This is a genomic window from Nonomuraea thailandensis, assembly GCF_024172165.1.
Lineage (GTDB): Bacteria > Actinomycetota > Actinomycetes > Streptosporangiales > Streptosporangiaceae > Nonomuraea > Nonomuraea thailandensis.
In genome coordinates this window covers 8,415,305-8,435,460 of record NZ_JAMZEB010000002.1, presented here as the reverse complement: position 1 = coordinate 8,435,460, position 20,156 = coordinate 8,415,305, and the positions used below count along the sequence as shown (strand labels likewise).

Here is a 20,156-nt window from a genome sequence, read left to right as displayed (position 1 = left end):
GCATGAAGTACGCGTTCGTCGGGCTCGGGCACCGCGCGCAGATGTACGTCGACGCGCTGCTCGGGGAGTGGCGCGACACCGGCACCATCGTCGCCCTGTGCGACACCAACCGGACCCGCATGGACTACTACGTCGAGCGGATCGGCCGGCCGGTGCCGTGCTTCGCCCCCGATGAGTTCGGCAAGGTGCTCGAGCTCGCCGACGCGGTCATCGTCACCACCGTCGACGCCGCGCACGCGGGATACGTGTGCGCGGCGCTCGACGCGGGCCTCGACGTCATCGTGGAGAAACCGCTCACGACCGACGCCGACGGCTGCGCGGCCATCGCGGCCGCCGCGGAGCGCGGCACCGGCAAGCTGATCGTCACCTTCAACTACCGGTACTCGCCCCGCAACTCCGCCGTGCGCCGCATCCTCCAGGAGGGCGCCATCGGCGAGGTCACCTCCGTGCACTTCGAGTGGATGCTCGACACCATCCACGGCGCCGACTACTTCCGCCGCTGGCACCGCGAGCGGGCCCGCTCCGGCGGGCTGCTCGTGCACAAGTCCACCCACCACTTCGACCTGGTCAACTGGTGGCTGGGCGCGGCGCCCGAGCTCGTCTTCGCCCAGACCGACCTGCGCTTCTACGGCGCCGAGAACGCCACGAAGCGGGGCCTGACCGGCCGCCCCGAGCGCGCCCACGGCGCGCCGGGGCTCGGCACGGACCCGTTCCTGCTGGACATCTCCAGGGACGAGCGGCTCAAGCGGCTCTACCTGGACGCCGAGCACGAGGACGGCTACGTCCGCGACCAGGACGTCTTCGGCGAGGGCATCGACATCGACGACAACATGTCGGTCATGGTGCGCTATGCCAACCGCGCGGTCCTGACGTACTCGCTGCACGCCCACGCCCCCTGGGAGGGGTACCGGGTGGCCTTCAACGGCACGGCGGGGCGGCTGGAGCTGGACGTGGTGGAGCGGGAGTGGACGCCCCCGCACGCCGCCGTCGATCCCAGCGCGGCCTCCAAGGAGCACGCGACCGGCTCGTCGGAGCGGCTGCTGCTGCGCCGGCACTGGAGCGAGCCGGAGGAGGTGCCCATCGAGTCGGGGGCCGGTGGGCACGGCGGCGGCGACCGCCTGCTGCTGAACGACGTCTTCCGCGGCCCGGGCGACGACCCGCTGGCCCGCCAGGCCGGCTACCGCGACGGCATCCGCAGCGTGCTGACCGGCCACGCGGCCACCGTGTCCGCGCGCAGCGGGGCGCCCGTGCGCCTGGCCGACGACGGCACGCGTGTTCTCTGAGCTGGCCGGGATCGCCGCCGCGCAACGCGGGCTCTACCCGGTGCTGCCCGGGCCCGAGCTGCGCGTGGCGGCCCGGGAGGCCATCGGGGTCATCGACCTGGAAGCCGCCGGCGTGCGCGTCGAGCGGACCTGGACCGACGGCGACCTGCACGGCGAGGAGCTGTCGTGGTCGGTGGGGTTCGGGCCGCGCACGCGGGCGTACCTGCTCAAGCCGCGCGACGCGGACGGGCCGCTGCCCGGGGTGGTGGCGCTGCACTGCCACGCCGGGATGAAGTGGGCGGGCAAGGAGAAGATCGCCGACGGCCCGGAGGGGCCGTCGCCAGAGGTGCGGCGGCTGCGCGACGCCATCTACGGCGGCCGGGCCTTCGCCAACGCGCTGGCCCGGAGGGGCTTCGTGGTGCTGGCGCACGACGTGTTCGTGTGGGGCAGCCGCCGCTTCCCGCTGGAGACCGCTGAGGGGTCGTCCGGGGTGGACGACCGTGGGGACGCCCCGGACGCACCCCTCAGCGAGGCCGACCGGTACGACCGGGCGGCCAAGGCGCACGAGCACGTCGTGGCCAAGCACTGCGCGGCGCTCGGCACCTCCTTCACGGGCGTCGTCGCCGGCGAGGACCTGGCGGCGGCGGCCTACCTGCGCTCGCGCCCCGACGTCGGCCCGGTCGGCTGCGCCGGCCTGTCGGGCGGCGGGCTGCGGGCGGCGCTGCTCGGCGCGTTCGACCCGCGGATGCGGGCGGTCGTCGTCGCCGCGATGGCCTCCTCCTACCGGGACATGCTGGACGGGCACGTCGAGCGGCACACCTGGATGCTCTGGCCGCCGGGCCTGCCGCGGCTGGGCGACTATCCGGACCTCATGGCCGCCCGCGCCCCCGAACCGCTCATGGTCCAGTACGCGATGCGCGACGAGCTGTTCCCCGAGGCGGGCATGCTGCGCGCCCACGCCATCATCGGCGAGCGCTACCGCGACGCCCCCGAGAGCTACGCGGCCGTCTTCGCCGAGGTGCCGCACAGCTTCGACGTGCCCATGCAGGAGCGGGCCTTCGACTGGCTGGCGGCCGGCCTCAGGGTCCAGCCGCCGCCCGTCTAGCCGGCCGCCGCCCGTCTCCTGCCACGGGCGGCGGCATCCGATCGCCGGGGCGGTCAGTCGCCCTGCTTCCAGGTGGCGATCAGCTTGTCGTAGTCGAGCGTCTCCGGCTTGCCGCGCTCGTCGGCCAGCTTCGGCGCCGGGGCGCCCGGCTGGTCGTACCAGTACTGGGCGTCACGCTCCTGGTTCAGCTTGGGCGCGCACTGGCCGCCGTACCCCTCCCGCTGCTGCGAGAGCCGCTCCAGCCGGGACAGGATCTCGTCCTGCTGCCTGGCCAGGTTGTCCATCGACTGCTGCGGCGTGGTCTCGCCGGTCACCGCGGTGGCCACGTTCTGCCACCAGAGCTGGGCCAGCTTCGGGTAGTCGGGCACGTTCGTGCCGGTCGGCGTCCACTGCTTGCGGGCGGGCGAGTTGTAGAACTCGATCAGGCCGCCGTACTTCTCGGCGTTGTCGGCGAAGTACCGGCTCTTGACGTCGGAGTCGCGGATGAACGTCAGCCCGACGATCGACTTCTTCAGCGACACCGTCTTCGAGGTGACGAACTGCGCGTACAGCCAGGCCGCCGCCCTGCGATCCTGCGGCGTGCTCTTGAGCAGCGTCCACGAGCCGGCGTCCTGGTAACCCAGCTTGTTGCCGGTCTTCCAGTACGAGCCGTGCGGGCTCGGCGCGATGCGCCACTTGGGCGTGCCGTCGCTGTTGACGACCGGCAGGCCCTCCTTCGTCATGTCGGCCGTGAACGAGGTGTACCAGAAGATCTGCTGGGCGATGTTGCCCTGCGCGGGCACGGGGCCGGCCTCGCTGAAGTTCATGCCCGCCGCCTCGCGGGGCGCGTACTTCTTCAGCCAGTCCACGTACTTGGTCAGCGCGTAGACCGCGGCGGGGCCGTTGGTGTCGCCGCCTCGGGTGACCGAGGAGCCGACCGGGCGGCAGTTCTCCACCCTGATGCCCCAGTCGTCCACCGGCAGGCCGTTGGGGATGCCGGGGTCGCCGTTGCCGGCCATCGACAGCCAGGCGTCGGTGAAGCGCCAGCCGAGCGACGGGTCCTTGCGGCCGTAGTCCATGTGGCCGTAGACCTTCTTGCCGTCGATGGTGCCGTTGCCGTTGACCTTGCTGGTGAAGAAGTCGGCGATGTCCTCGTAGGCCGCCCAGTTGACCGGGACGCCGAGGTCGTAGCCGTACGCGTCCTTGAACTGCTTCTTGATCTCCGGGTCGGTGAACCAGTCGTAGCGGAACCAGTAGAGGTTGGCGAACTGCTGGTCGGGGAGCTGGTAGACCTTCTTGTCCGGGCCGGTGGTGAAGCTGATGCCGATGAAGTCGTTCAGGTCGAGGGTGGGCGAGGTGACGTTCCTGCCCTCGCCGGCCATGTAGTCCGACAGCGGCACCACGTAGTCGCCGCGCGAGTGGGTGCCGATGAGGTCGGAGTCGTTGACGTAGGCGTCGTAGATGTTCTGGTTGCCCTGGATCTGCGTCTGGAGCTTCTCGACGACGTCGCCCTCCTGGATCAGGTCGTGCTTGATCCTGACCCCGGTGATCTCGGTGAACGCCTTGGCGAGCTGCTGCGACTCGTACTCGTGCGTGGTGATCGTCTCGGAGACCACGTTGATCTGCATGCCCCGGTACGGCGCCGCGGCCTTGATGAACCAGTCCATCTCGGCGAGCTGCTGCTCCTTGCTCAGCGTGCTCGGGGTGAACTCCTGCGACACCCACCTCTGGGCCGCGGCCTTGCCGTCGGCCTCCTTGAAGTCGCTCGCCGGCTTCTGCGCGCCCTGCGTGCATCCGGCCGCTATGAGGGCGACCGCGGCCAGACCGGCGGCCACGGATCTGCGTGTCCGATGCCTCATCGCCTGCTCCTCTTCTGTTAACCCCATATGCCGATCACGACCGCCACGAGCAGCGCGCAGCCGAGCGCGAGCCACATGGACAGGTCGGTGATCGCGATCCAGCCGGCCAGCACGACGGCGGCGCTGATCAGGCCGATGTAGAGCCGGTCGCCGCGATCGGTCTCGATGCGCAGGAACCCGCGCCTGGCCACGGGCGGGGAGATGCGCGCCCAGACCGCCATGACGACCAGCAGGAGGGCCAGCCCGGCGAACACCAGGGCCGTGGGGACGGTCCAGACCATCCAGTCGAGCATCGCTAGACCCTCCCCAGCGCGAAGCCCTTGGCGATGTAGTTGCGCACGAACCAGATGACGACGGCGCCGGGCACGATGGTGAGCACGCCCGCCGTGGCCAGCAGGCCCCAGTCCACCCCCGCCGCGCTCACGGTCCGCGTCATCGTGGCGGCGATCGGCTTGGCGTCCACCGAGGTGATCGTCCTGGCGATCAGCAGCTCGACCCAGCTGAACATGAAGCAGAAGAACAGCGTCACGCCGATCGCCGAGCGGATCATCGGCAGGAAGATCCGGATGAAGAACCGCGGCAGCGAATAGCCGTCGATCGCCGCGGTCTCGTCTATTTCCCGCGGAATTCCGGACATGAATCCTTCGAGGATCCACACCGCGAGCGGGACGTTGAACAGCATGTGCGCGATGGCCACGCCGAGATGCGTGTCGAACAGGCCGACGCTCTGGTAAATCTGGAAGAACGGCAGCAGGAAAACCGCCGGCGGGGCCATGCGATTGGTCAGCAGCCAGAAGAAGAGGTGCTTGTCGCCGGCGAATCGGAACCGCGAGAACGCGTATGCCGCGGGCAGTGCCACGATCAGCGACATCACGGCGTTCAGCGAGGTGTAGACGATGGAGTTCAGATAGCTCGAATACCACGCCGAGTCGCTGAAGAATGTGGCGTAGTTGTCGAACGTCACGCGCTGCGGCACCAGCGAGAAAGTGCCGAGGATGTCCTCGTTCGGCCGGATCGACATGCCGAACATCCACAGCAGCGGCAGCATGAGCGTGGCCACGTACAGCCAGAAGACCGTGCGCGCCCAGGGCAGCCTCTTGGTCACCTCGCTCACCTCCCCGACCTGGTGAGCACGGTGAAGAAGACGTAGCAGAAGACCTGCACGATGAGGAAGTAGAGCAGCGAGAACGCCGCCGCCGGCCCCACGTCGAACTGGCCGACCGCGATCTTCGACAGCAGGATGCTGAGGAACGAGGTCGCGTTGCCGGGCCCGCCGCCCGTCACCACGAACGGCTCGGTGTAGATCATGAAGCTGTCCATGAACCTGAGCAGGATCGCGATCGTCAGCACCCCGCGCAGCCGGGGGAGCTGGATGTGCCGGAAGGTGGCCCACGCCGAGGCGGCGTCGATCTGCGCGGCCTGGAAGTACGGCTCGGGGATCGAGCGCAGCCCCGCGTACGCCAGCAGCGCCACCAGCGGCGTCCAGTGCCACACGTCCATGACCAGGACCGTGATCCAGGCGTCCGTCGAGTCCAGCGTGTAGTTGAAGTTGATGCCGAGCACGTTGTTGACCGTCCAGCCGCCCAGGCCGATGTCGCCGCGGGCGAAGATCTGCCAGATCGTGCCGACCACGTTCCACGGGATGAGCAGCGGCAGCGCGACCAGCACCAGCGCCACCGACACCCACACACCCCTGCGCGGCATCACCACGGCCAGCGCCACGCCCAGCGGGATCTCCAGCAGCAGCACCTGCGCGGAGAACAGCAGCGTGCGCACCAGCGCCGCGCGCACCTCGGGGTCGCGGGAGATCGTCTGGAACCACTCCAGGCCGACGAAGACCCGGTCGACGGGGCTGAAGACGTCCTGCACGGAGAAGTTGACCACGGTCATCAGCGGGATCACCGCGGTGAACGCCACCGACACCACGACCGGCAGCACCAGCCACCAGGCCCGGTTGTTCCTGCGCTTGAGCGGGGCGCGCGGCTGCTCCTCCTCCGCGGGCGTCTCCTTGGTGACGAGCTCGCCGCTCACCTGGCTGCCTGCGACGCTCACGCCTGCCCCCTTCCGTTCAGCGGCGCGAGCGAGCCGCACCTGACCTGGTCGCGGAACAGGAACGTGCGGTCGGCGGGGAAGTGCAGGAACTCGACCGCGTCCGGCCGGTAGGAGCAGCCCGCCTCGGTCTTGGCGATCAGCCGGTGCTCGCTGGCGGTGGCGTGGACCAGGTCGTACGCGCCCATGCGGTCGATCCCGGTCACCCGGGCGGTCACGCCGGGGGAGGCGCCCGCCGGGGTGATGCGCACGAACTCGGGCCGCACCCCGATGCGTACGGGGCCCGGCGGCAGCGGCTCCCTGACCGTGCCCACCTCCTCCCGCCCGACGCGGACGACGTCGCCGGCGATCTCGGCGGGCAGCATGTTCATCCCGGGCGAGCCGATGAAGTGGCCGACGAACTCGTGCGACGGCGACAGGAACAGCTCCGACGGCTCGCCGGCCTGCACGATCGCCCCTTCGTTGAGCACCACCACCTCGTCGGCGAACGTCAGCGCCTCCGTCTGGTCGTGGGTGACGTAGACCAGCGTGTGGCCGGTGTCGCGGTGGATCTCCTTGAGCTTGCTGCGCAGCGTCCACTTCAGCGCCGGGTCCACCACGGTCAGCGGCTCGTCGAGCAGGACGGCGGCGACCTGGGAGCGGACCAGGCCGCGGCCCAGGCTGACGATCTGCTGGCGGCCCGCGTCCAGCCGGCGGGACCTGCGGCCCAGCACCTGGTCGAGGCCGAGCAGCCGGGAGACCTCGCGGACCCGCCGGTCCACCTCCTGCTTGGGCACCTTCCTGTTCCTGAGGGGGAAGGCGAGGTTGTCGTAGACCGACATCTCCTCGTACAGGACGGGGAACTGGAAGACCTGCGCGATGTTGCGGCCCGCGGTGGGCACGCCCGTGACGTCGCGGTCGTCGAAGAAGACGCGGCCCTCGGTGGGCGTGATCAGGCCGGAGATGATGTTCAGCAGCGTCGTCTTGCCGCAGCCGCTGGGGCCCAGCAGCGCGTACGCCCGCGAGCCGCGCCACGTCCACGTCGTCGGCTTGACCGCCCACGTCCGGCCGCCGTCGTAGCTGTGGCCCACGCCCTCCAGCCGGATGTCAGCCATGCAGGTCCACCTCCGCGGCGCTGGTGGCGAGCAGCCGGCCCCCTGACCCGCCCGCCTCGTCGAAGACGAACACGTGCGCGGGGTCCACGTAGGCGACCGCGCGCTCGCCGGGCGTGAAGAGCTGGGTGCCCGGCAGGTGGGCGACCAGGTGGCGGCCGCCCTCCAGGAGCAGGTGCAGGAACGTGGCGCTGCCCGTCACCTCCGCGAGCCTGATCTCGGCGGGCAGCTCCAGCGCGCCGGGGCCGTCGCGCTCGATCGTCACCTGGTGGGGGCGGATGCCGAGCATGACCGTGTGGCCGGCGGAGTGGGCGCGGGGGGCCGGGAAGGACGTGCCGAGCAGCTCGATCCGGCCGTCGCGGACGACGCCGGGCAGCAGGTTGAGCGGCGGGTCGCTGAGCGTGGCGGCCACGGCGAGGGTGGGCGGGTGCGCGTACATGGCGGCGACGTCGCCGACCTGCTGCACCCGGCCCTCGCCCAGCACCACGGTCGGCGCGGCGAACGTCAGCGCCTCGTTCGGGTCGGCGGTGGAGTAGAGCACCACGCCCGGTGAGCCGGCGAACATCGTCTTGAGGTCGGCGCGCAACTGCTCGCGCAGCTTGAAGTCCAGGTTGGCCAGGGGCTCGTCGAGCAGCAGCACGTCCACGGGGCGGGCCAGGGCGCGGGCGATGGCGGTGCGCTGCTGCTGCCCGCCCGACAGCTCGGCCGGCCGGCGGTCCAGCAGGCCGGCGATGCCCATGAGCTCGGCCACCTCGCGCACGCGCCGGTCCAGGCCGTCGCGGCGGAAACGGGGGTCGAGGCGGAGCGGGGAGGCGATGTTCTCGTAGACGGTCAGCGAGGGATAATTGATGAATTGCTGATAGACGAAAGCGACCGAACGTTTTCGCACCGAGATTTTCGTGACGTCTTCCCCGCCGACCAGCACGCGCCCTGAATCGGGCGTCAGCAATCCGGCGACGACGCGCATCAACGTCGTCTTTCCCGCCGACATCGGGCCGATGAGGGTGGTCAATCCGTCGGATAATTCGAGGTTTATGGCGTCGAGCCAGGTCTCTCCGCGCTGCCGTACGGAGATGCCGTCGAGAATCACCGTCACTGTGCCCGGTCCTCTCTGCTTCCCTCCCTTCTAACATGATCTGTATGGGCCTGCAAAGAGGGCTTGTGAGGCATTTGTTGACTATGGTGCGTTTGTTGTCAACGCATTTCCGTAGCCCCTGGTCAGGGGAGGATCGAGTCGACGTACCCGCCGTCCACCCGCACCGCCGCGCCCGTCGTCGCGGAGGCCAGGGGAGAGCTCAGGTAGACCACCAGGTTCGCGATCTCCTCGGGCTCGATCAGGCGCTGGAGCAGCGACTGCGGGCGGTGCAGCCGCATGAACTCCCGCTGCGCCTCCTCCCACGGCAGCTCGCTGTCCACGAGCTGGTGGACGAACTCCTCCACGCCCCCGGTGTGCGTCGGCCCCGCGATCACGGAGTTGACCGTGACGCCGCTGCCCGCGGCCTCCTTGGCGAACCCTCGCGAGACCGCCAGCAACGCGGTCTTCGTCATGCCGTAGTGGATCATCTCGTGCGGGATGACGACGGCGGAGTCGCTGGCGATGTACTGGATCCGGCCCCAGCCGCGCTCGCGCATCCCCGGCAGGTACGCCCGCGTCAGCCGGACCGCGGCCAGCACGTTGACCTCGAAGTACCGCCGCCACTCGTCGTCGTCGATCTCCAGCGCGGGCCTGGCGCCGAAGATGCCCAGGTTGTTCACCAGGATGTCCACGTGCGGGAGCATCTGCCCGACCCGCCGGCAGCCCTCCTCCGTCGAGACGTCGCCCGGCGCGGCGACCAGGTCGTAGTGCAGCCGCTCGCCCGAGGTCCGCTCGGCCTCGATGCGCTCGTCGTCCATCCGCTCGATGGCCGCGGCCACCGAGCCCTCGCCGCGGCCGTTGACGCCCACGCGGGCCCCCGCCCGCGCCAGCCCGGTGGCGATGGCCGCCCCGATTCCCTGGGTCGAGCCCGTGACCAGCGCGGTCCTGCCGCTGAGATCGATACGCATGATGTCATTCTCCGCGACCGGATCGTGACGGTCCGCGCCGGGGTCGCCGCGTAGTCTGGAGGCCGGGCGTGGAAGGGGTGTGGGTGCACCGGGTTCTGTGGCTGATCGTGGCGGTCGCCTTCGTGGTGGGCATGGTCATTCCCGACGATCCCGAGCCGGAGGAGTGCCCGGCGCGTGACACCAGGGTCGTGGCCCCCTACGCGGTCACCGGCTACTGGGTGATCCCGCGCGCCGACCGGTGCGTCACCCAGCGCATGGTCGAGGCCGTCCACGCGATCGGCGGCGACACGCTGATCACCTTCGGGCCCCGGTTCAACGCGCGCCGGGACCCCGACTTCCCCGACTGCCTCGCGGACGGCAGGCCCTGCGCCGAGGTGCCCGGCGTGCGCGTCCGCCAGGTCTACACGTACATGACCAGCGAGGAGTTCGGGCAGGGCATGCTGCGCTGCCCCGGCATCGACCGGCGGATCGGCGGCGAGCGCACCTTCTACCGGCTGACGCTGGCCGAGTCGTGCGCCGCCGCCGAGCACGACCTCGTGCTCGTCGCCACCGACGGCGACGGGCTGGGCAACCTCATGCGGGAGGCGAGCGCGTACGGCATGACCGTCTTCCCCGGCCTGCCCGCCGCCTCGCAGCGCGAGGACAAGCCGTGGGAGCCCGACGCCGCCCACACCGCCGCGCTCAACGCGTTCACGGCCCGGGTGCTGGCCGACTACCGGGCGCGCTTCGCGGGGCTGTCCGCGTTCGGCGGGGTGTACCAGTCGTTCGAGCTGGCCATGCGGGCGCGGGCGGAGCGGGATCCGATCATCTCCCTGTACGCCGCCCAGCACGCCGTGGTCGCCGCCGCGCTGCCCGGCAAGAAGATCGTGGTCAGCCCGTACATCGACGCGCGGCGGGGCCGCGGGTTCCCGCCGTCGCAGGTCGAGGAGGGGCTGGCCGACATCGCGGGCACGCGGGCCGGCCTGCCCATCGCGGTCGCCGTGCAGGACGGGCGCGGCACCGGCAAGGTGCCGGTGCACGGGCCACAGGAGGGCGGGGCCAGGGTGGCGCCGCGGCTGGTGCCCGTCGTGGGCGAGGTGACCAACGCGCAGGCGTACTACGGGCCCACCAGCGCGTACGTCGAGGCCGCCGCCCGGCGGGTGCCCGACGGGGCCGAGCTGTGGGTGAACGTCGAGGGCTTCGAGCCCACCCCGGCCGAGGGCGAGTGCGGCAGGGCCGACCCGCTGCCGCCGCGCGGGCGCACCACGAAGGCCCGGCTCGACCAGCAGGTGATGGCGTCGGGGCCGCACCCCGTGAAGATCATCTCCTACGGGTGGGACCCCTTCTTCACCTGCCAGGCCCGCTACGACACGCCGTCGCTGGCCGACGACATCGCGGCCGGGTGGCAGCAGCCGATCATCGTCGGCGCGCGGGCGGAGGAGCGGGGCGGGCGGCCCGGCGTGCTCGTCGAGGGCTACCACCTGCGGGGCGGCACCCTGCGGTTCGAGCCCGGCGGGGCCGTGGTCGCGCAGGAGTCGTACACCCGGGGGCGCCTGGAGTCCGCCTGGGTCCCGTACGCCTGGCCGTGGACCTCCGTCACGGCCACGAACGCGGCCGGTCACTCCAGCACGAGCGGCTACGCGATCCGCGCGGAGCGCTGAAACGGCGGCAGGCCCGTTTCTGTCGGTGCCCGCCGCTAGTTTTCCGGTCATCCCCCCGATCGATGGAGGTTGGTCGATGTACCGACAGGGCGACATCCTGATCGTGCCCGTCCCCGAGGAGTCCGTTCCCGGCGGGCTGCGGTCCGAGCCGCGTGACGCCCGCGGCCGGCTCGTGCTGGCGCACGGCGAGGCCACCGGGCACTGCCACGCCGTCCCCGGCCCCGGCACGCTGTCGCGCGGCTTCCTGCACCTGCCCGAGGGCGGCAGGCTCGTGCACGAGGAGCACGACGCGATCTCGCTGCCGAAGGGCTGGTACCGCGTGGTCAGGCAGCGCGAGTACGTGCCGGGCTCCTACCGGGTGGTGGCCGACTGATGACGACCGCGACGTGGGAGCGGGTCACCGTCGCCACCGGGCCCGGCGAGGGCGCCGAGGCGGCCGTGCGGCAGGCGTACCGGGAGGCGGGGCTGGCCGAGCCCGAGCGGGTGCTGAAGCTGTCGTCGCCGCTGGCCGGAGCGGTCGTGGCGGCCTGGCTGACCGGCGGCCTGGAGATGCGCGTGGGGCTGGAGCGGGCGGGGCTCGGCACCGACGAGCTCGTCCCTGACGGGCTCGGGCTGGAGAGCGCCGATCCCGGGCGGCCGGTGCGCGACGCCGTCCGCACCGCGCCGTGGGAGCGGGCCAGGGCGGCCGCGTACGCCGAGCTGGGGCACGCGGGCTGGGCGCAGCTCTGGGCCGAGACCGGCGGGCGGCTGTGGCCGCAGGCCGAACGGCTGGTCGGCGACCTGCGCCGCGCCATCGCCGAGCGGGGCGCCGCCCTCGGCACGGGCCTCGACACCGGCCTCGACACGGGCCTCGACACGGACACCGACCTGGAGGCCGAGCGGTTCGGCGAGAGCCTGCGGCGGGTGACGCTCGACGCCGTGCTCGGGCAGCACGACGCGCCCTGGCTGTCGGCGTTCGACGGGCTCGACGGGCTCAAGCGGGTGGCGGAGCGGGCGGGCTGGTGGTGGCCGTACGAGCGGCTCGCCATCGTCACCGAGCGGCCCGTCGAGCTGCACCTCGACGACCTCGGCCGGCTGCACCGCGCCGACGGCCCCGCCCTGTCGTACGCCGACGGGTTCGCCCTGCACGCCTGGCACGGCATGCCCGTCCCGCCCGAGTTCGGGGCCACGATGACCGCGCTCACCCCCGAGCGCATCCGCTCGGAGCCCAACGCCGAGCTGCGCCGCGCCATGCTGGAGCACTTCGGCCTCGACCGCTACCTGGCCGAGTCGGGCGCGCAGCCGGTCCAGTCCGACGAGACCGGCGTGTTGTGGCGGATCGAGCTGCCCGGCGACGAGCCGCTGTCCATGGTGGAGGTGGTCAACTCCACGCCCGAGCCCGACGGCACCCGCCGTACCTACTTCCTGCGGGTGCCGCCGTGGGTGCGGCGGGCACGCGAGGGCGTGGCGTGGACCTTCGGGCTCGCCGAGGACGACTACCGGCCGCAGCGCGAGACCTGACCTCACACCGCCCCGGGCAGGACGATCTCGAAGAAGTCCTGCGCCGTGTACGTGGTGAGCTTCCTGGCCCGGCCGGTCCCGACGTTCACGGCGTAGGCGGTCAGCGTCCGGTAAGGCGGGTCGAGCTGCTCGGCCTCCTCGTCGGGCCCCTCGTGGTAGGCCCCCACGTTGCACGGGACGGACTCGGCCAGCGCCGTCACCTCCTGAGGCCCGAGCCACGTGCGCAGCGAGAGGCTGGTGACGCCCGCGTCCAGGCCCTGCACGATGACGGACCCGAGCTTCACGCCGGTGCGGGCGTCCAGCACGACCAGGTTGCCCAGCCGGGGGCAGGGGAAGCCGCGGGCGAAGTACCTCTCGACGGCGGCGATGCCGCGCCCGTCGGGGGCCAGCGGGCTGAACTCGTAGTTCTGCGCCAGCGTGATCGAGGTGCCGTTGCCCGAGGTCGTCCACAACCTCGGGATGGTGCGCAGCATCGACCTGGGCGAGTACTGGGAGAGCGTGAGGGTGCCGCCGTCCGCTGACAGGCCGGCGGGGACCCAGCCGTTGGGCAGCTCGCGCACGGCCCCCGCCCGCAGGTCGAAGATCAGCCCGGGGTCCTTGAACTGCGGGTTCTTCATGAAGATGACGTAGCGGCCGTCGGCGGAGAGCATCAGGCGGGTCCTGCTGTACAGCCACTCCCTCGGCACCTTCGCGGGAGCGGCGGTGCGCCTGCCCGAGGCCAGGTCGCGGACCACGAACGTCTCCTCCGCGGCGCCGTAGTAGGCGATCTTGCCGCCGTCGCGGCTGATCGCCAGCGGGCTGTCACTCAGGCCGGTCCGGCCGGGCACGAGGCTGGGCAGCGCGTCCGGCACGCGATACGTCCTGCCGTCCCGCGCGAACAGCCGCCACTCCCCGTCCCGGCAGTCCTCGGGCGCACGGCCGCTCTCCGGCCGGCAGTACGTCCTGACCGCGTGACTCAACGGCCCCACCCCCTTCGCCGGCAGGTCGCTCACCGAGGCGGCGTCGTCGGGCCCGGGCGGCAGCAGCCGCGCGGCCACCGTCGCGCCCAGCGCCGTGACCACCACCATGGCCGCCGCGACCAGCGAGATCGCCGTCCGCCGCCGCCTGTCCCTGATCATGATCGTGCGCTCGGCCAGATCCACCTGGGGAGAGTCCTCGGCCAGGTCGACGAGCACGTCCCGTAGCCAGGTCATCGCTGTCCCTCCCGGACGTCGGTCTCCAACTCGGCGAGCCGCGGCGCCAGCTCGGGCGCCAGCTCGCGTAACCGGGCCAGCGCGTAGTGGGCCTGGCTCTTCACCGTCCCGACCGAGCAGCTCAGCAGCTCGGCGGTCTCACGTTCCGTGCGGTCCTCGTAGTAACGCAGCACGATCACCGCCCGCTGCCGGGGCGGCAGCCGCATCAACGCCTGCCGCATGACGACCCGGACGATCGTGGCGTCCTCGCTCGAGTACGGCCGCTCGGGCGGCGCGGCGCTGGACAGCTCGGCCCCCGTCCTGCGCAGCCGCCGCCACGAGATGTACTGGTTCACCAGCGCCTTGCGCGCGTACGCCTCGGGGTGCTCCACGCACGACAGCCTGGACCAGCGCCGCAGCACCTTCAGCAGCGCGCTCTGCAGCAGGTCCTCGGCCTGGTGCGCATCGCCCGTGAGCAGGTGCGCGGTGCGCATCAGCGCCTGCTGATGGCCCGCGACGAACTCGCGGAAGCTGTCATTGCGATCCAACGCGACTCCTCTCGCCCGTACCGACGCCGGTGACGGCTCGAAAGGTTCGGTCCGATCGTGATTCAGCCGAGGATCACGGCAGGTGGGGGACCCGCTCCAGGACGCCGCCGGTGAAGACGTCGTAGAGGCCCAGTGGCTCCAGGTGCACGTAGCCGATGTGGCAGTCGCAGGAGGCCGCCGGACAGGGGCGGGGGCGCAGGGCCGGGCGGTAGGAGCCGTCGTACAGGTTGCCCAGCACCTCGGGGATGAAGTGGCAGCGGCGGACCGTGCCGTCCCCGTTCACCGAGATCACGCTGTCGCCGGTGCGGCAGGGCAGGCCCGCGCTGGCGTGCGGGAAGCGGCTGTAGGAGAAGAGGGGGTCGATGGCGGCCCACTCGGCGGCCTCGGCGTCGGTGTAGAGGCGGCCCTCCTCGGCGTTGATCCACACGTACGTCTCCGGCGGCAGGTCGGCCCGCAGCCGCCGCGCGTGCGGCAGGTGGGCGGGGTCGCCGACGACGCCGACGCTGTGCCGGACCGGGAGCGAGCGGACCTTGTCCAGGAACCGCTCGTACGGGACCTGCGTCGGGTGGTAGGTCACCCACAGCGCCGCCCGCTCCGACGCCTCGGACAGCCAGTCCGTACGGCAGCTCAGGTTCGTCTGGATCGCCACCTTCGCCACGTGCGGCAGCCGGGAGAGCTCCACGAGAGCCCGGCGGTACCACGATCTGACCAGCCCCTCGCCCCACGGCGTGAACAGGATCGAGACCTCGAAGTCCCGCCCCGCCGCCCAGGCCGTGAACCGCTCCAGCGCGGCCCGGTCGGCGCGGAGCTGTTCGGGCGTGTCGCGGCGCTTGGCGAACGGGCAGTAGGCGCAGTCGTAGTCGCAGCTCGCCAGGGGGCCGCGGTAGAGGATGGTCAGCATGCCTCGTATCCGTCCATGAGCGCCCGGACCCGCGGCGAGAACAGGGCGGGGCCGATCGCGTCCGAGTACGCCAGCCCCTCCGGGGTCAGCGCCACGGTCGAGTCCGTGATCGTCAGCCGGTCCGCGAAGGAGCCCAGGGGGAAGTCGTCCAGGACGTCGCTGCCGAACCTCTCGGCGTACAGGCCGCGTGACATGCCCTCGGCCTGCAGCAGCGACTGGAGCAGGTGCCGCCGCCTGCTCTCGTCGGGGGAGAGGACGAACCCCACGTTCGCGGTGCCGAAGTCCGTCTCGGCCACGTACTCGTCGATGATCGAGCGCACGTGCCGGGCGCCGACGGCGTAGTCGAAGGAGTAGTGCAGGGCGCCGGTGTACGACCGCGCGCCGCAGCCCAGCCCGACCATGCCGTCGCTCTGGCAGCAGTAATCGGTGGAGCCGGACGTGCCGGGCAGGCGGAACATGCGCATCGACACCTGCTCGTACCCGGCCGCCAGCAGATGGTCGCGCCCCGTCCTGTAGAGCTCCAGCCGCTGGTCGTCCCACGCCCGGCCCTGCTTGCCGAGCCCGGTCAGCGGCCGGACGTACAGCGGGTAGAGGTAGAGCTCCTCGGGCCGCCAGCCGAGCGCCGTGTCCAGCGAGTACAGCCACGACCGCGGCGTCTGGCCGTCGATGCCGTAGATCAGGTCGATGTTCAGCACGGGCACGCCCGACGCCCTGATCGTGTCCAGCGCCGCGTCCACCTCGGCGCGCTTCTGCGGGCGGACGGCCGAACGGGCCTCCTCGGGCACGAAGCTCTGCACGCCGATCGAGACCCGCGACGTGCCCCGCTCGGCCAGCACCGACAGGCGGTCGGGCGTGGCGGTGGCGGGGGAGGTCTCCACCGACAGCGGGATCCGCGCCAGGTCCACGCCCATCGTGCGCTCGGTCAGGTCGAACAGGCGGGTCAGCTCCCGGGCGCCGAGGTACGTCGGCGTGCCCCCGCCGAACGCCGCCGTGGCGAAGCCGGTCTCCTGCAGCGCCTCGCGTACCTGCTCGGCCTGCCGTTCGAGGGCGTCGAGGTAGGCCGTGACCAGCTCCTCGGGCGCGCCGGTGCGGGTGAACAGGTTGCAGAAGCCGCAGCGCATCTCGCAGAACGGGATGTGCACGTACAGGGCGCCGGGCCGTTCGCCCGACCAGACCTCCTTCAGTCGCGGGCGCGGGTCGAGCGGCCGGTACGCGGTCTTGTGCGGGTAGGCGTAGACGTAACTCTCATACGGCCGCATGGCTCTCCAGGACGAAATGGGTGTAGGGGACCGTCCAGACCACCTCGTGGCCGATCCGGTGGCCGACGTGCCCGTCCTCGCCGTACGCGGTGCCGTGGTCGGAGCAGACGATGGCCAGGCAGGGACGGCGGCGGCGCATGAGCGCGTAGAGCCGCCCGATGTGCCGGTCCACGTAGCGCAGGGCGGCGGCGTGGCTGTCCAGGGAGTCGCCGGTGGCCCCCGGCAGGTAGAAGTGGTTCGGCTGGTGCAGGGCCGAGACGTTGACGAAGAGGAAGACCGGGCCGGGCACGCGTGCCAGCACCTCGGCTGCGCGGTCGATCTGGTGCTCCAGCGAGGCGGGGTCCGTCACGCCGAACTCCGGCTCCCAGTGGCTCTCGGCGAACAGGCCGGGCAGCGCCGACCCGAGCGGGGTGCGCTTGTTGAAGAACCCGACGCCGCCGATGCACACCGTGTGGTAGCCCGCCCGCGCCAGCCCCGCCGGCAGGTCCGGCGCGTCGAACACCCACGTGCCCGGCGCCGTCGTCTCGCTGCCGGGGAACGTGGCCGCGAACAGCCGGGGGTGCGGGCCCGGGGTGACGGGCGTGGGCAGGAAGCCGGCGAAGACGGCGGCGTGGGCGGCGTAGGTGAAGCTGCCGGGGCTGTGCCGCCGCTCCCAGCGGGCGCCCGGTGGCAGCAGGCCGGTCAGCAACCCCGCCTCGGCCTGCGCGGCGGCCACGTCGTAGCGCAGCGTGTCGAGCGTGACGAGGAGGAGGTCGTGGGTGCCCACGATGGCGTTCATGTCCACGAGGTCAGCACCGCCTCGACCTGTTCGGCGTACGTGTCCCGCCCATGTCCTGAAAAATCCCCCAAGTTCGGCAGCAGGTCCCCGAACGCGTTGACCTCCGCCACCGCCACCGACCGCCAGTCCGACCCGACCATCACGTCCACCCCCGTGCTCAGGCTGCGCGGGAAGCACCCGGCCGCCCCCGCGGCCGCCTCCAGCACCCGCTCCCACAGCCCGGGCCGCCCCCGGACCGTCTCCAGATCGCCGCGCGACCCGCCGAGATGCAGGTTCGTCATGGGGCCGCGGCTGGTGCGCACGACGGCGTGCGTGGGCCGCCCCGCCACGGTCACCACCCGGAGGTCGAACGCCCGCCCGCCGCTCGCCGCCTTGGGGAACCACTGCTCGACGTGCAGCCCGTCGGGCGCCAGGAAGTCCACCAGCCGCCGCGCCTCCGCCTCGTCGGTCACGGCCCTGACCCGCAGCGAGTTGCACCACCTGCCGCCCATCCAGGTGGCCGAGGTGACGGCGTGGACGCGGCCCGCGTGGGCCTGGAAGGCGATCACACCGGAGGCCGAGGAGCCGTGGGCCGGCTTGACGAACACGCGGGCCCACCGGCGGGCCGCCATCCCGTCGCGCAGCTCCTCGTACGAGCCCGCGGGGAACCCCTCGGGCACCGGCACCCCGGCCGCCGAGAGCACCGCATGACAGCGCCGCTTGTCGAACATCACCCCGATCTCGCCAACGTCCCCCAGCAACCGCACCCCGGGGATGGCCGCGACCCGCTCCAGCCCGGCGGTGAACGCCCGGTACCAGGCGGCGCCCCCGCCGACCCGCGCCGGGTCGCCCGGCCCGCGCAGCAGCGCGTCGGCCTGCGCGTCCTCGCCGGGCGAGTCGATCCGCAGCAGCGCCCCCTCGGGCGCGCCGAGCTCCCGCCCGGCCAGCACGTCCCGCCAGGCGACCACGTACGGCTCCGCGAGGCCGCGGGCGACCACGGCGTCGCGGAACAGCGTGACCCGCCGGTCTCCCGGCGTCCCCACGACGGCGAAGCGCACCGTCACTCGCTCACCGCCACGTACATCCAGCCGTCGTCCTCGGGGCTGTCCTGCTCCTCCAGATCGACCGTCACCCGGGGCAGCGCGTCCCGCACGCGGGCCATCATGGCGTCGGTGAGGAAGTGGTGGCGCAGGTCGAGCACGCGCAAGTGGGACAGCGGCTGGCCGCTGAGCAGCGCCTCCGCGCCGCGGTCCGTGAGCGTCCCCATGCCGAGGCTGAGCTCCTCCAGCCGGCTCACCACCGGAGCGGCGGCCACGGCCGCGGCCACCTCGTCCTGCTGCTCGCTGTCGCACAGGCCGAGCCGCCTGAGCGCGGGCAGCCCGGTGCCCGACAGGATGCCGTCGAGGTCGCCGCGCGTCGAGTCGCCGCCGTAGTTCTCCTCGCCCAGCCACAGCTCCAGGTGCTCCAGCGCGGGGAACGTGCTCGCGCCGACCGCCCGCACCACCGTGCCGGGCAGCCCGCCGGACTCGAAGCGCAGCACCTTCAGGCGCTCGTGGGTGACGGGCCGCAGCTCCAGGCCCGCCGACCCGCGCACCTCCAGCCGCTCCAGCTCCGGGTACGCCTCCAGCAGCGGCGTGATGTCGCCGTGCCGGATCCAGGAGATCTCCCAATCCTCGGAGTCGACCAGCCCGAGGAACACCGCCCGCAGCGCGGTCAGCCGCCCGGCGTGCTCGGCCAGCAGCCGCGGCGCGTTGCCGGCTCCATGGCCCGTCACCGCCAGGGCCGTCACCCGGGCGGGGTCCACTTCGCGTAGCAGCTGGTCGAGCTCGTCCGGGAAGGCGGTGTCGCGCACGTCCTCGGCGGTGCCGAAGCCGGTCTCGTCGTGCAGCAGCCAGGCGACCCGCTCGGGCGGTTCCTCCGTGAGCTCGCCGGCCTGGAGGACCGGCAGGCCCGCGAAGTACATTCGATGGTGGAAGCCGGAGCCGGCGAGGAGGAACGTGCCTCCCGGCTCGCGGTGACCGGCCGGCGTCTCCGTGTGGAAATCATTCATGTCACTCCGCCACCGCGATGTAGGGCCCGTCATCGTCGCCGGGCCTGGTCAGTTCGAGGGTGACGCCGGGCAGCGCCTCCCGCACGCGGGCCTCCATCGCCCCGCTCAGGTAGTGGTGGTGCAGGTCGAGCACGCGCAGGTGGGTCAGCGGCTGGCCGCTGAGCAGCGCCTCCATGCCCCCGTCCATGAGCACGCCCCGGCCCAGGCTCAGCTCTTCGAGCCCGGCCACGACCGGCGCGGCGGCCAGGGCGGCGGCCACCTCGTTCTGCTGCTCGCTGTTGCGCAGGCCGAGCCGCCTGAGCGCGGGCAGGCCGGCGCCCGACAGGATGCCGTCCAGGTCCGCGATCGTGTGGTCGCCGTGGTAGGCCTCGGTGCCGAGCCACAGCTCCAGGTGCTCCAGCGCGGGGAGCGTGCTCGCGCCGACCGCCCGCACCACCGTGCCGGGCAGCCCGCCGGACTCGAAGCGCAGCACCTTCAGGCACTCGTGGGTGACGGGCCTCATGGTCAGCTCGCCCGACCCGCGCACCTCCAGCCGCTCCAGCTCGGGGTACGCCTCCAGCACCGGCGTGATGTCGCCGTGCCCGATCCACGACATCTCCCAGTGCTCGATGGGCACGAACCCCAGGAAGACCGAGCGCAGCGCGGGCAGCCGCCCGGCGTACCCGGCGAGCACCTCGGGCGCGCTCGCCACGCTGCGGCCGGTGACGGCCAGGGCCTGGACTCGGGCCGGGCCCACGCTCGCCAGCAGCTCGTCCAGGCTGCCGGGCAGGCTCGTGCTTCCGGGCCGGGTGTCGTCGTCCACCAGCCAGGCGAGCCGATCGAACGGCTCCTCGACGGCCGGGTGGCAGGAGGTGACCGTCCGGCCGGCGAAGCGCTCCCCGCTGTAGATGTCGGGGTCGGCGAGGAACGTCAGCCCGGGGTCGTCGTCGATCCGCTCCACG

General features: G+C 72.2%; 20 protein-coding genes. 5 read left to right on the top strand and 15 right to left on the bottom strand.

Annotated features, from left to right (window positions below; genetic code table 11):
* Positions 1-2 precede the first annotated feature (2 nt).
* Together HD597_RS42485 and HD597_RS42480 are read left to right on the top strand one after the other, a co-directional pair.
* Positions 3-1,283, top strand: coding sequence for a Gfo/Idh/MocA family protein (locus HD597_RS42485; RefSeq protein ID WP_253750928.1), 1,281 nt, complete (start codon positions 3-5; stop codon positions 1,281-1,283).
* Positions 1,273-2,367 carry a dienelactone hydrolase family protein gene (locus HD597_RS42480; RefSeq protein ID WP_253750924.1) on the top strand — a complete coding sequence of 365 codons (1,095 nt, stop codon included), beginning with the start codon at positions 1,273-1,275 and terminating at the stop codon, positions 2,365-2,367. Before HD597_RS42485 ends, HD597_RS42480 begins: the two co-directional genes overlap by 11 nt.
* Before the next feature lie 53 nt (positions 2,368-2,420).
* On the opposite strand, the gene HD597_RS42475 is transcribed toward HD597_RS42480, so the two are convergent.
* From HD597_RS42475 to HD597_RS42445, 7 genes are all read right to left on the bottom strand, one after another.
* Positions 2,421-4,205 (bottom strand): ABC transporter substrate-binding protein, encoded by a 1,785-nt coding sequence (locus HD597_RS42475; protein WP_253750921.1) that lies wholly within the window; start codon positions 4,203-4,205, stop codon positions 2,421-2,423.
* A gap of 17 nt (positions 4,206-4,222) precedes the next feature.
* Complete coding sequence (locus tag HD597_RS42470) at positions 4,223-4,498, bottom strand: DUF2160 domain-containing protein (RefSeq protein ID WP_253750918.1); 276 nt, start codon at positions 4,496-4,498, stop codon at positions 4,223-4,225.
* A 2-nt stretch (positions 4,499-4,500) separates the two neighbouring features.
* Positions 4,501-5,310, bottom strand: coding sequence for a carbohydrate ABC transporter permease (locus HD597_RS42465; RefSeq protein WP_253750915.1), 810 nt, complete (start codon positions 5,308-5,310; stop codon positions 4,501-4,503).
* A gap of 5 nt (positions 5,311-5,315) precedes the next feature.
* Positions 5,316-6,257 (bottom strand): carbohydrate ABC transporter permease, encoded by a 942-nt coding sequence (locus tag HD597_RS42460; protein WP_253750912.1) that lies wholly within the window; start codon positions 6,255-6,257, stop codon positions 5,316-5,318.
* Complete coding sequence (locus HD597_RS42455) at positions 6,254-7,348, bottom strand: ABC transporter ATP-binding protein (RefSeq protein ID WP_253750909.1); 1,095 nt, start codon at positions 7,346-7,348, stop codon at positions 6,254-6,256. The genes HD597_RS42460 and HD597_RS42455 overlap by 4 nt, the downstream gene beginning before the upstream one ends.
* The gene (locus tag HD597_RS66190; protein WP_253750905.1) at positions 7,341-8,441 is read right to left on the bottom strand and encodes an ABC transporter ATP-binding protein; all 1,101 of its coding nucleotides are present in this window, start codon (positions 8,439-8,441) and stop codon (positions 7,341-7,343) included. Before HD597_RS66190 ends, HD597_RS42455 begins: the two co-directional genes overlap by 8 nt.
* A gap of 122 nt (positions 8,442-8,563) precedes the next feature.
* The gene (locus HD597_RS42445; protein WP_253750902.1) at positions 8,564-9,388 is read right to left on the bottom strand and encodes an SDR family NAD(P)-dependent oxidoreductase; all 825 of its coding nucleotides are present in this window, start codon (positions 9,386-9,388) and stop codon (positions 8,564-8,566) included.
* An 83-nt stretch (positions 9,389-9,471) separates the two neighbouring features.
* Between HD597_RS42445 and HD597_RS42440 the strand changes: the two genes are divergently transcribed.
* The 3 genes from HD597_RS42440 to HD597_RS42430 all read left to right on the top strand — a co-directional run bounded on the left by HD597_RS42440 (position 9,472) and on the right by HD597_RS42430 (position 12,528).
* Positions 9,472-11,028 (top strand): DUF4434 domain-containing protein, encoded by a 1,557-nt coding sequence (locus HD597_RS42440; RefSeq protein ID WP_253750899.1) that lies wholly within the window; start codon positions 9,472-9,474, stop codon positions 11,026-11,028.
* Between the two features lie 76 nt (positions 11,029-11,104).
* Complete coding sequence (locus HD597_RS42435) at positions 11,105-11,401, top strand: DUF8820 family protein (protein WP_253750896.1); 297 nt, start codon at positions 11,105-11,107, stop codon at positions 11,399-11,401.
* Complete coding sequence (locus HD597_RS42430) at positions 11,401-12,528, top strand: DUF6745 domain-containing protein (RefSeq protein WP_253750893.1); 1,128 nt, start codon at positions 11,401-11,403, stop codon at positions 12,526-12,528. Before HD597_RS42435 ends, HD597_RS42430 begins: the two co-directional genes overlap by 1 nt.
* Before the next feature lie 2 nt (positions 12,529-12,530).
* Here the strand turns inward: HD597_RS42430 and HD597_RS42425 are convergent, their stop codons facing one another.
* The 8 genes from HD597_RS42425 to HD597_RS42390 all read right to left on the bottom strand — a co-directional run bounded on the left by HD597_RS42425 (position 12,531) and on the right by HD597_RS42390 (position 20,155).
* Positions 12,531-13,721, bottom strand: coding sequence for a hypothetical protein (locus tag HD597_RS42425; RefSeq protein ID WP_253750890.1), 1,191 nt, complete (start codon positions 13,719-13,721; stop codon positions 12,531-12,533).
* Entirely contained in the window at positions 13,718-14,248 is a 531-nt protein-coding gene (locus tag HD597_RS42420; RefSeq protein WP_253750887.1) for a SigE family RNA polymerase sigma factor, read from the bottom strand. The genes HD597_RS42425 and HD597_RS42420 overlap by 4 nt, the downstream gene beginning before the upstream one ends.
* A 73-nt stretch (positions 14,249-14,321) precedes the next feature.
* Positions 14,322-15,149 (bottom strand): STM4011 family radical SAM protein, encoded by an 828-nt coding sequence (locus tag HD597_RS42415; protein ID WP_253750884.1) that lies wholly within the window; start codon positions 15,147-15,149, stop codon positions 14,322-14,324.
* The gene (locus tag HD597_RS42410; protein ID WP_253750880.1) at positions 15,143-16,408 is read right to left on the bottom strand and encodes an STM4012 family radical SAM protein; all 1,266 of its coding nucleotides are present in this window, start codon (positions 16,406-16,408) and stop codon (positions 15,143-15,145) included. The genes HD597_RS42415 and HD597_RS42410 overlap by 7 nt, the downstream gene beginning before the upstream one ends.
* Complete coding sequence (locus HD597_RS42405) at positions 16,395-17,186, bottom strand: STM4013/SEN3800 family hydrolase (RefSeq protein ID WP_253750876.1); 792 nt, start codon at positions 17,184-17,186, stop codon at positions 16,395-16,397. The genes HD597_RS42410 and HD597_RS42405 overlap by 14 nt, the downstream gene beginning before the upstream one ends.
* Positions 17,183-18,229 (bottom strand): STM4014 family protein, encoded by a 1,047-nt coding sequence (locus HD597_RS42400; RefSeq protein ID WP_308210796.1) that lies wholly within the window; start codon positions 18,227-18,229, stop codon positions 17,183-17,185. The genes HD597_RS42405 and HD597_RS42400 overlap by 4 nt, the downstream gene beginning before the upstream one ends.
* Entirely contained in the window at positions 18,226-19,215 is a 990-nt protein-coding gene (locus tag HD597_RS42395) for an STM4015 family protein (RefSeq protein WP_253750873.1), read from the bottom strand. The genes HD597_RS42400 and HD597_RS42395 overlap by 4 nt, the downstream gene beginning before the upstream one ends.
* A gap of 1 nt (position 19,216) precedes the next feature.
* The gene (locus tag HD597_RS42390; protein WP_253750868.1) at positions 19,217-20,155 is read right to left on the bottom strand and encodes an STM4015 family protein; all 939 of its coding nucleotides are present in this window, start codon (positions 20,153-20,155) and stop codon (positions 19,217-19,219) included.
* Between the last annotated feature and the right edge of the window lies 1 nt (position 20,156).

Coding starts and splice junctions, on each gene's coding strand:
- HD597_RS42485 (WP_253750928.1), top strand. CDS start 3: ATGAAGTACGCGTTCGTCGGGCTCGGGCACCGCGCGCAGATGTACGTC.
- HD597_RS42475 (WP_253750921.1), bottom strand. CDS start 4,205: ATGAGGCATCGGACACGCAGATCCGTGGCCGCCGGTCTGGCCGCGGTC.
- HD597_RS42470 (WP_253750918.1), bottom strand. CDS start 4,498: ATGCTCGACTGGATGGTCTGGACCGTCCCCACGGCCCTGGTGTTCGCC.
- HD597_RS42455 (WP_253750909.1), bottom strand. CDS start 7,348: ATGGCTGACATCCGGCTGGAGGGCGTGGGCCACAGCTACGACGGCGGC.
- HD597_RS42445 (WP_253750902.1), bottom strand. CDS start 9,388: ATGCGTATCGATCTCAGCGGCAGGACCGCGCTGGTCACGGGCTCGACC.
- HD597_RS42435 (WP_253750896.1), top strand. CDS start 11,105: ATGTACCGACAGGGCGACATCCTGATCGTGCCCGTCCCCGAGGAGTCC.
- HD597_RS42430 (WP_253750893.1), top strand. CDS start 11,401: ATGACGACCGCGACGTGGGAGCGGGTCACCGTCGCCACCGGGCCCGGC.
- HD597_RS42425 (WP_253750890.1), bottom strand. CDS start 13,721: ATGACCTGGCTACGGGACGTGCTCGTCGACCTGGCCGAGGACTCTCCC.
- HD597_RS42415 (WP_253750884.1), bottom strand. CDS start 15,149: ATGCTGACCATCCTCTACCGCGGCCCCCTGGCGAGCTGCGACTACGAC.
- HD597_RS42410 (WP_253750880.1), bottom strand. CDS start 16,408: ATGCGGCCGTATGAGAGTTACGTCTACGCCTACCCGCACAAGACCGCG.
- HD597_RS42405 (WP_253750876.1), bottom strand. CDS start 17,186: ATGAACGCCATCGTGGGCACCCACGACCTCCTCCTCGTCACGCTCGAC.
- HD597_RS42395 (WP_253750873.1), bottom strand. CDS start 19,215: ATGAATGATTTCCACACGGAGACGCCGGCCGGTCACCGCGAGCCGGGA.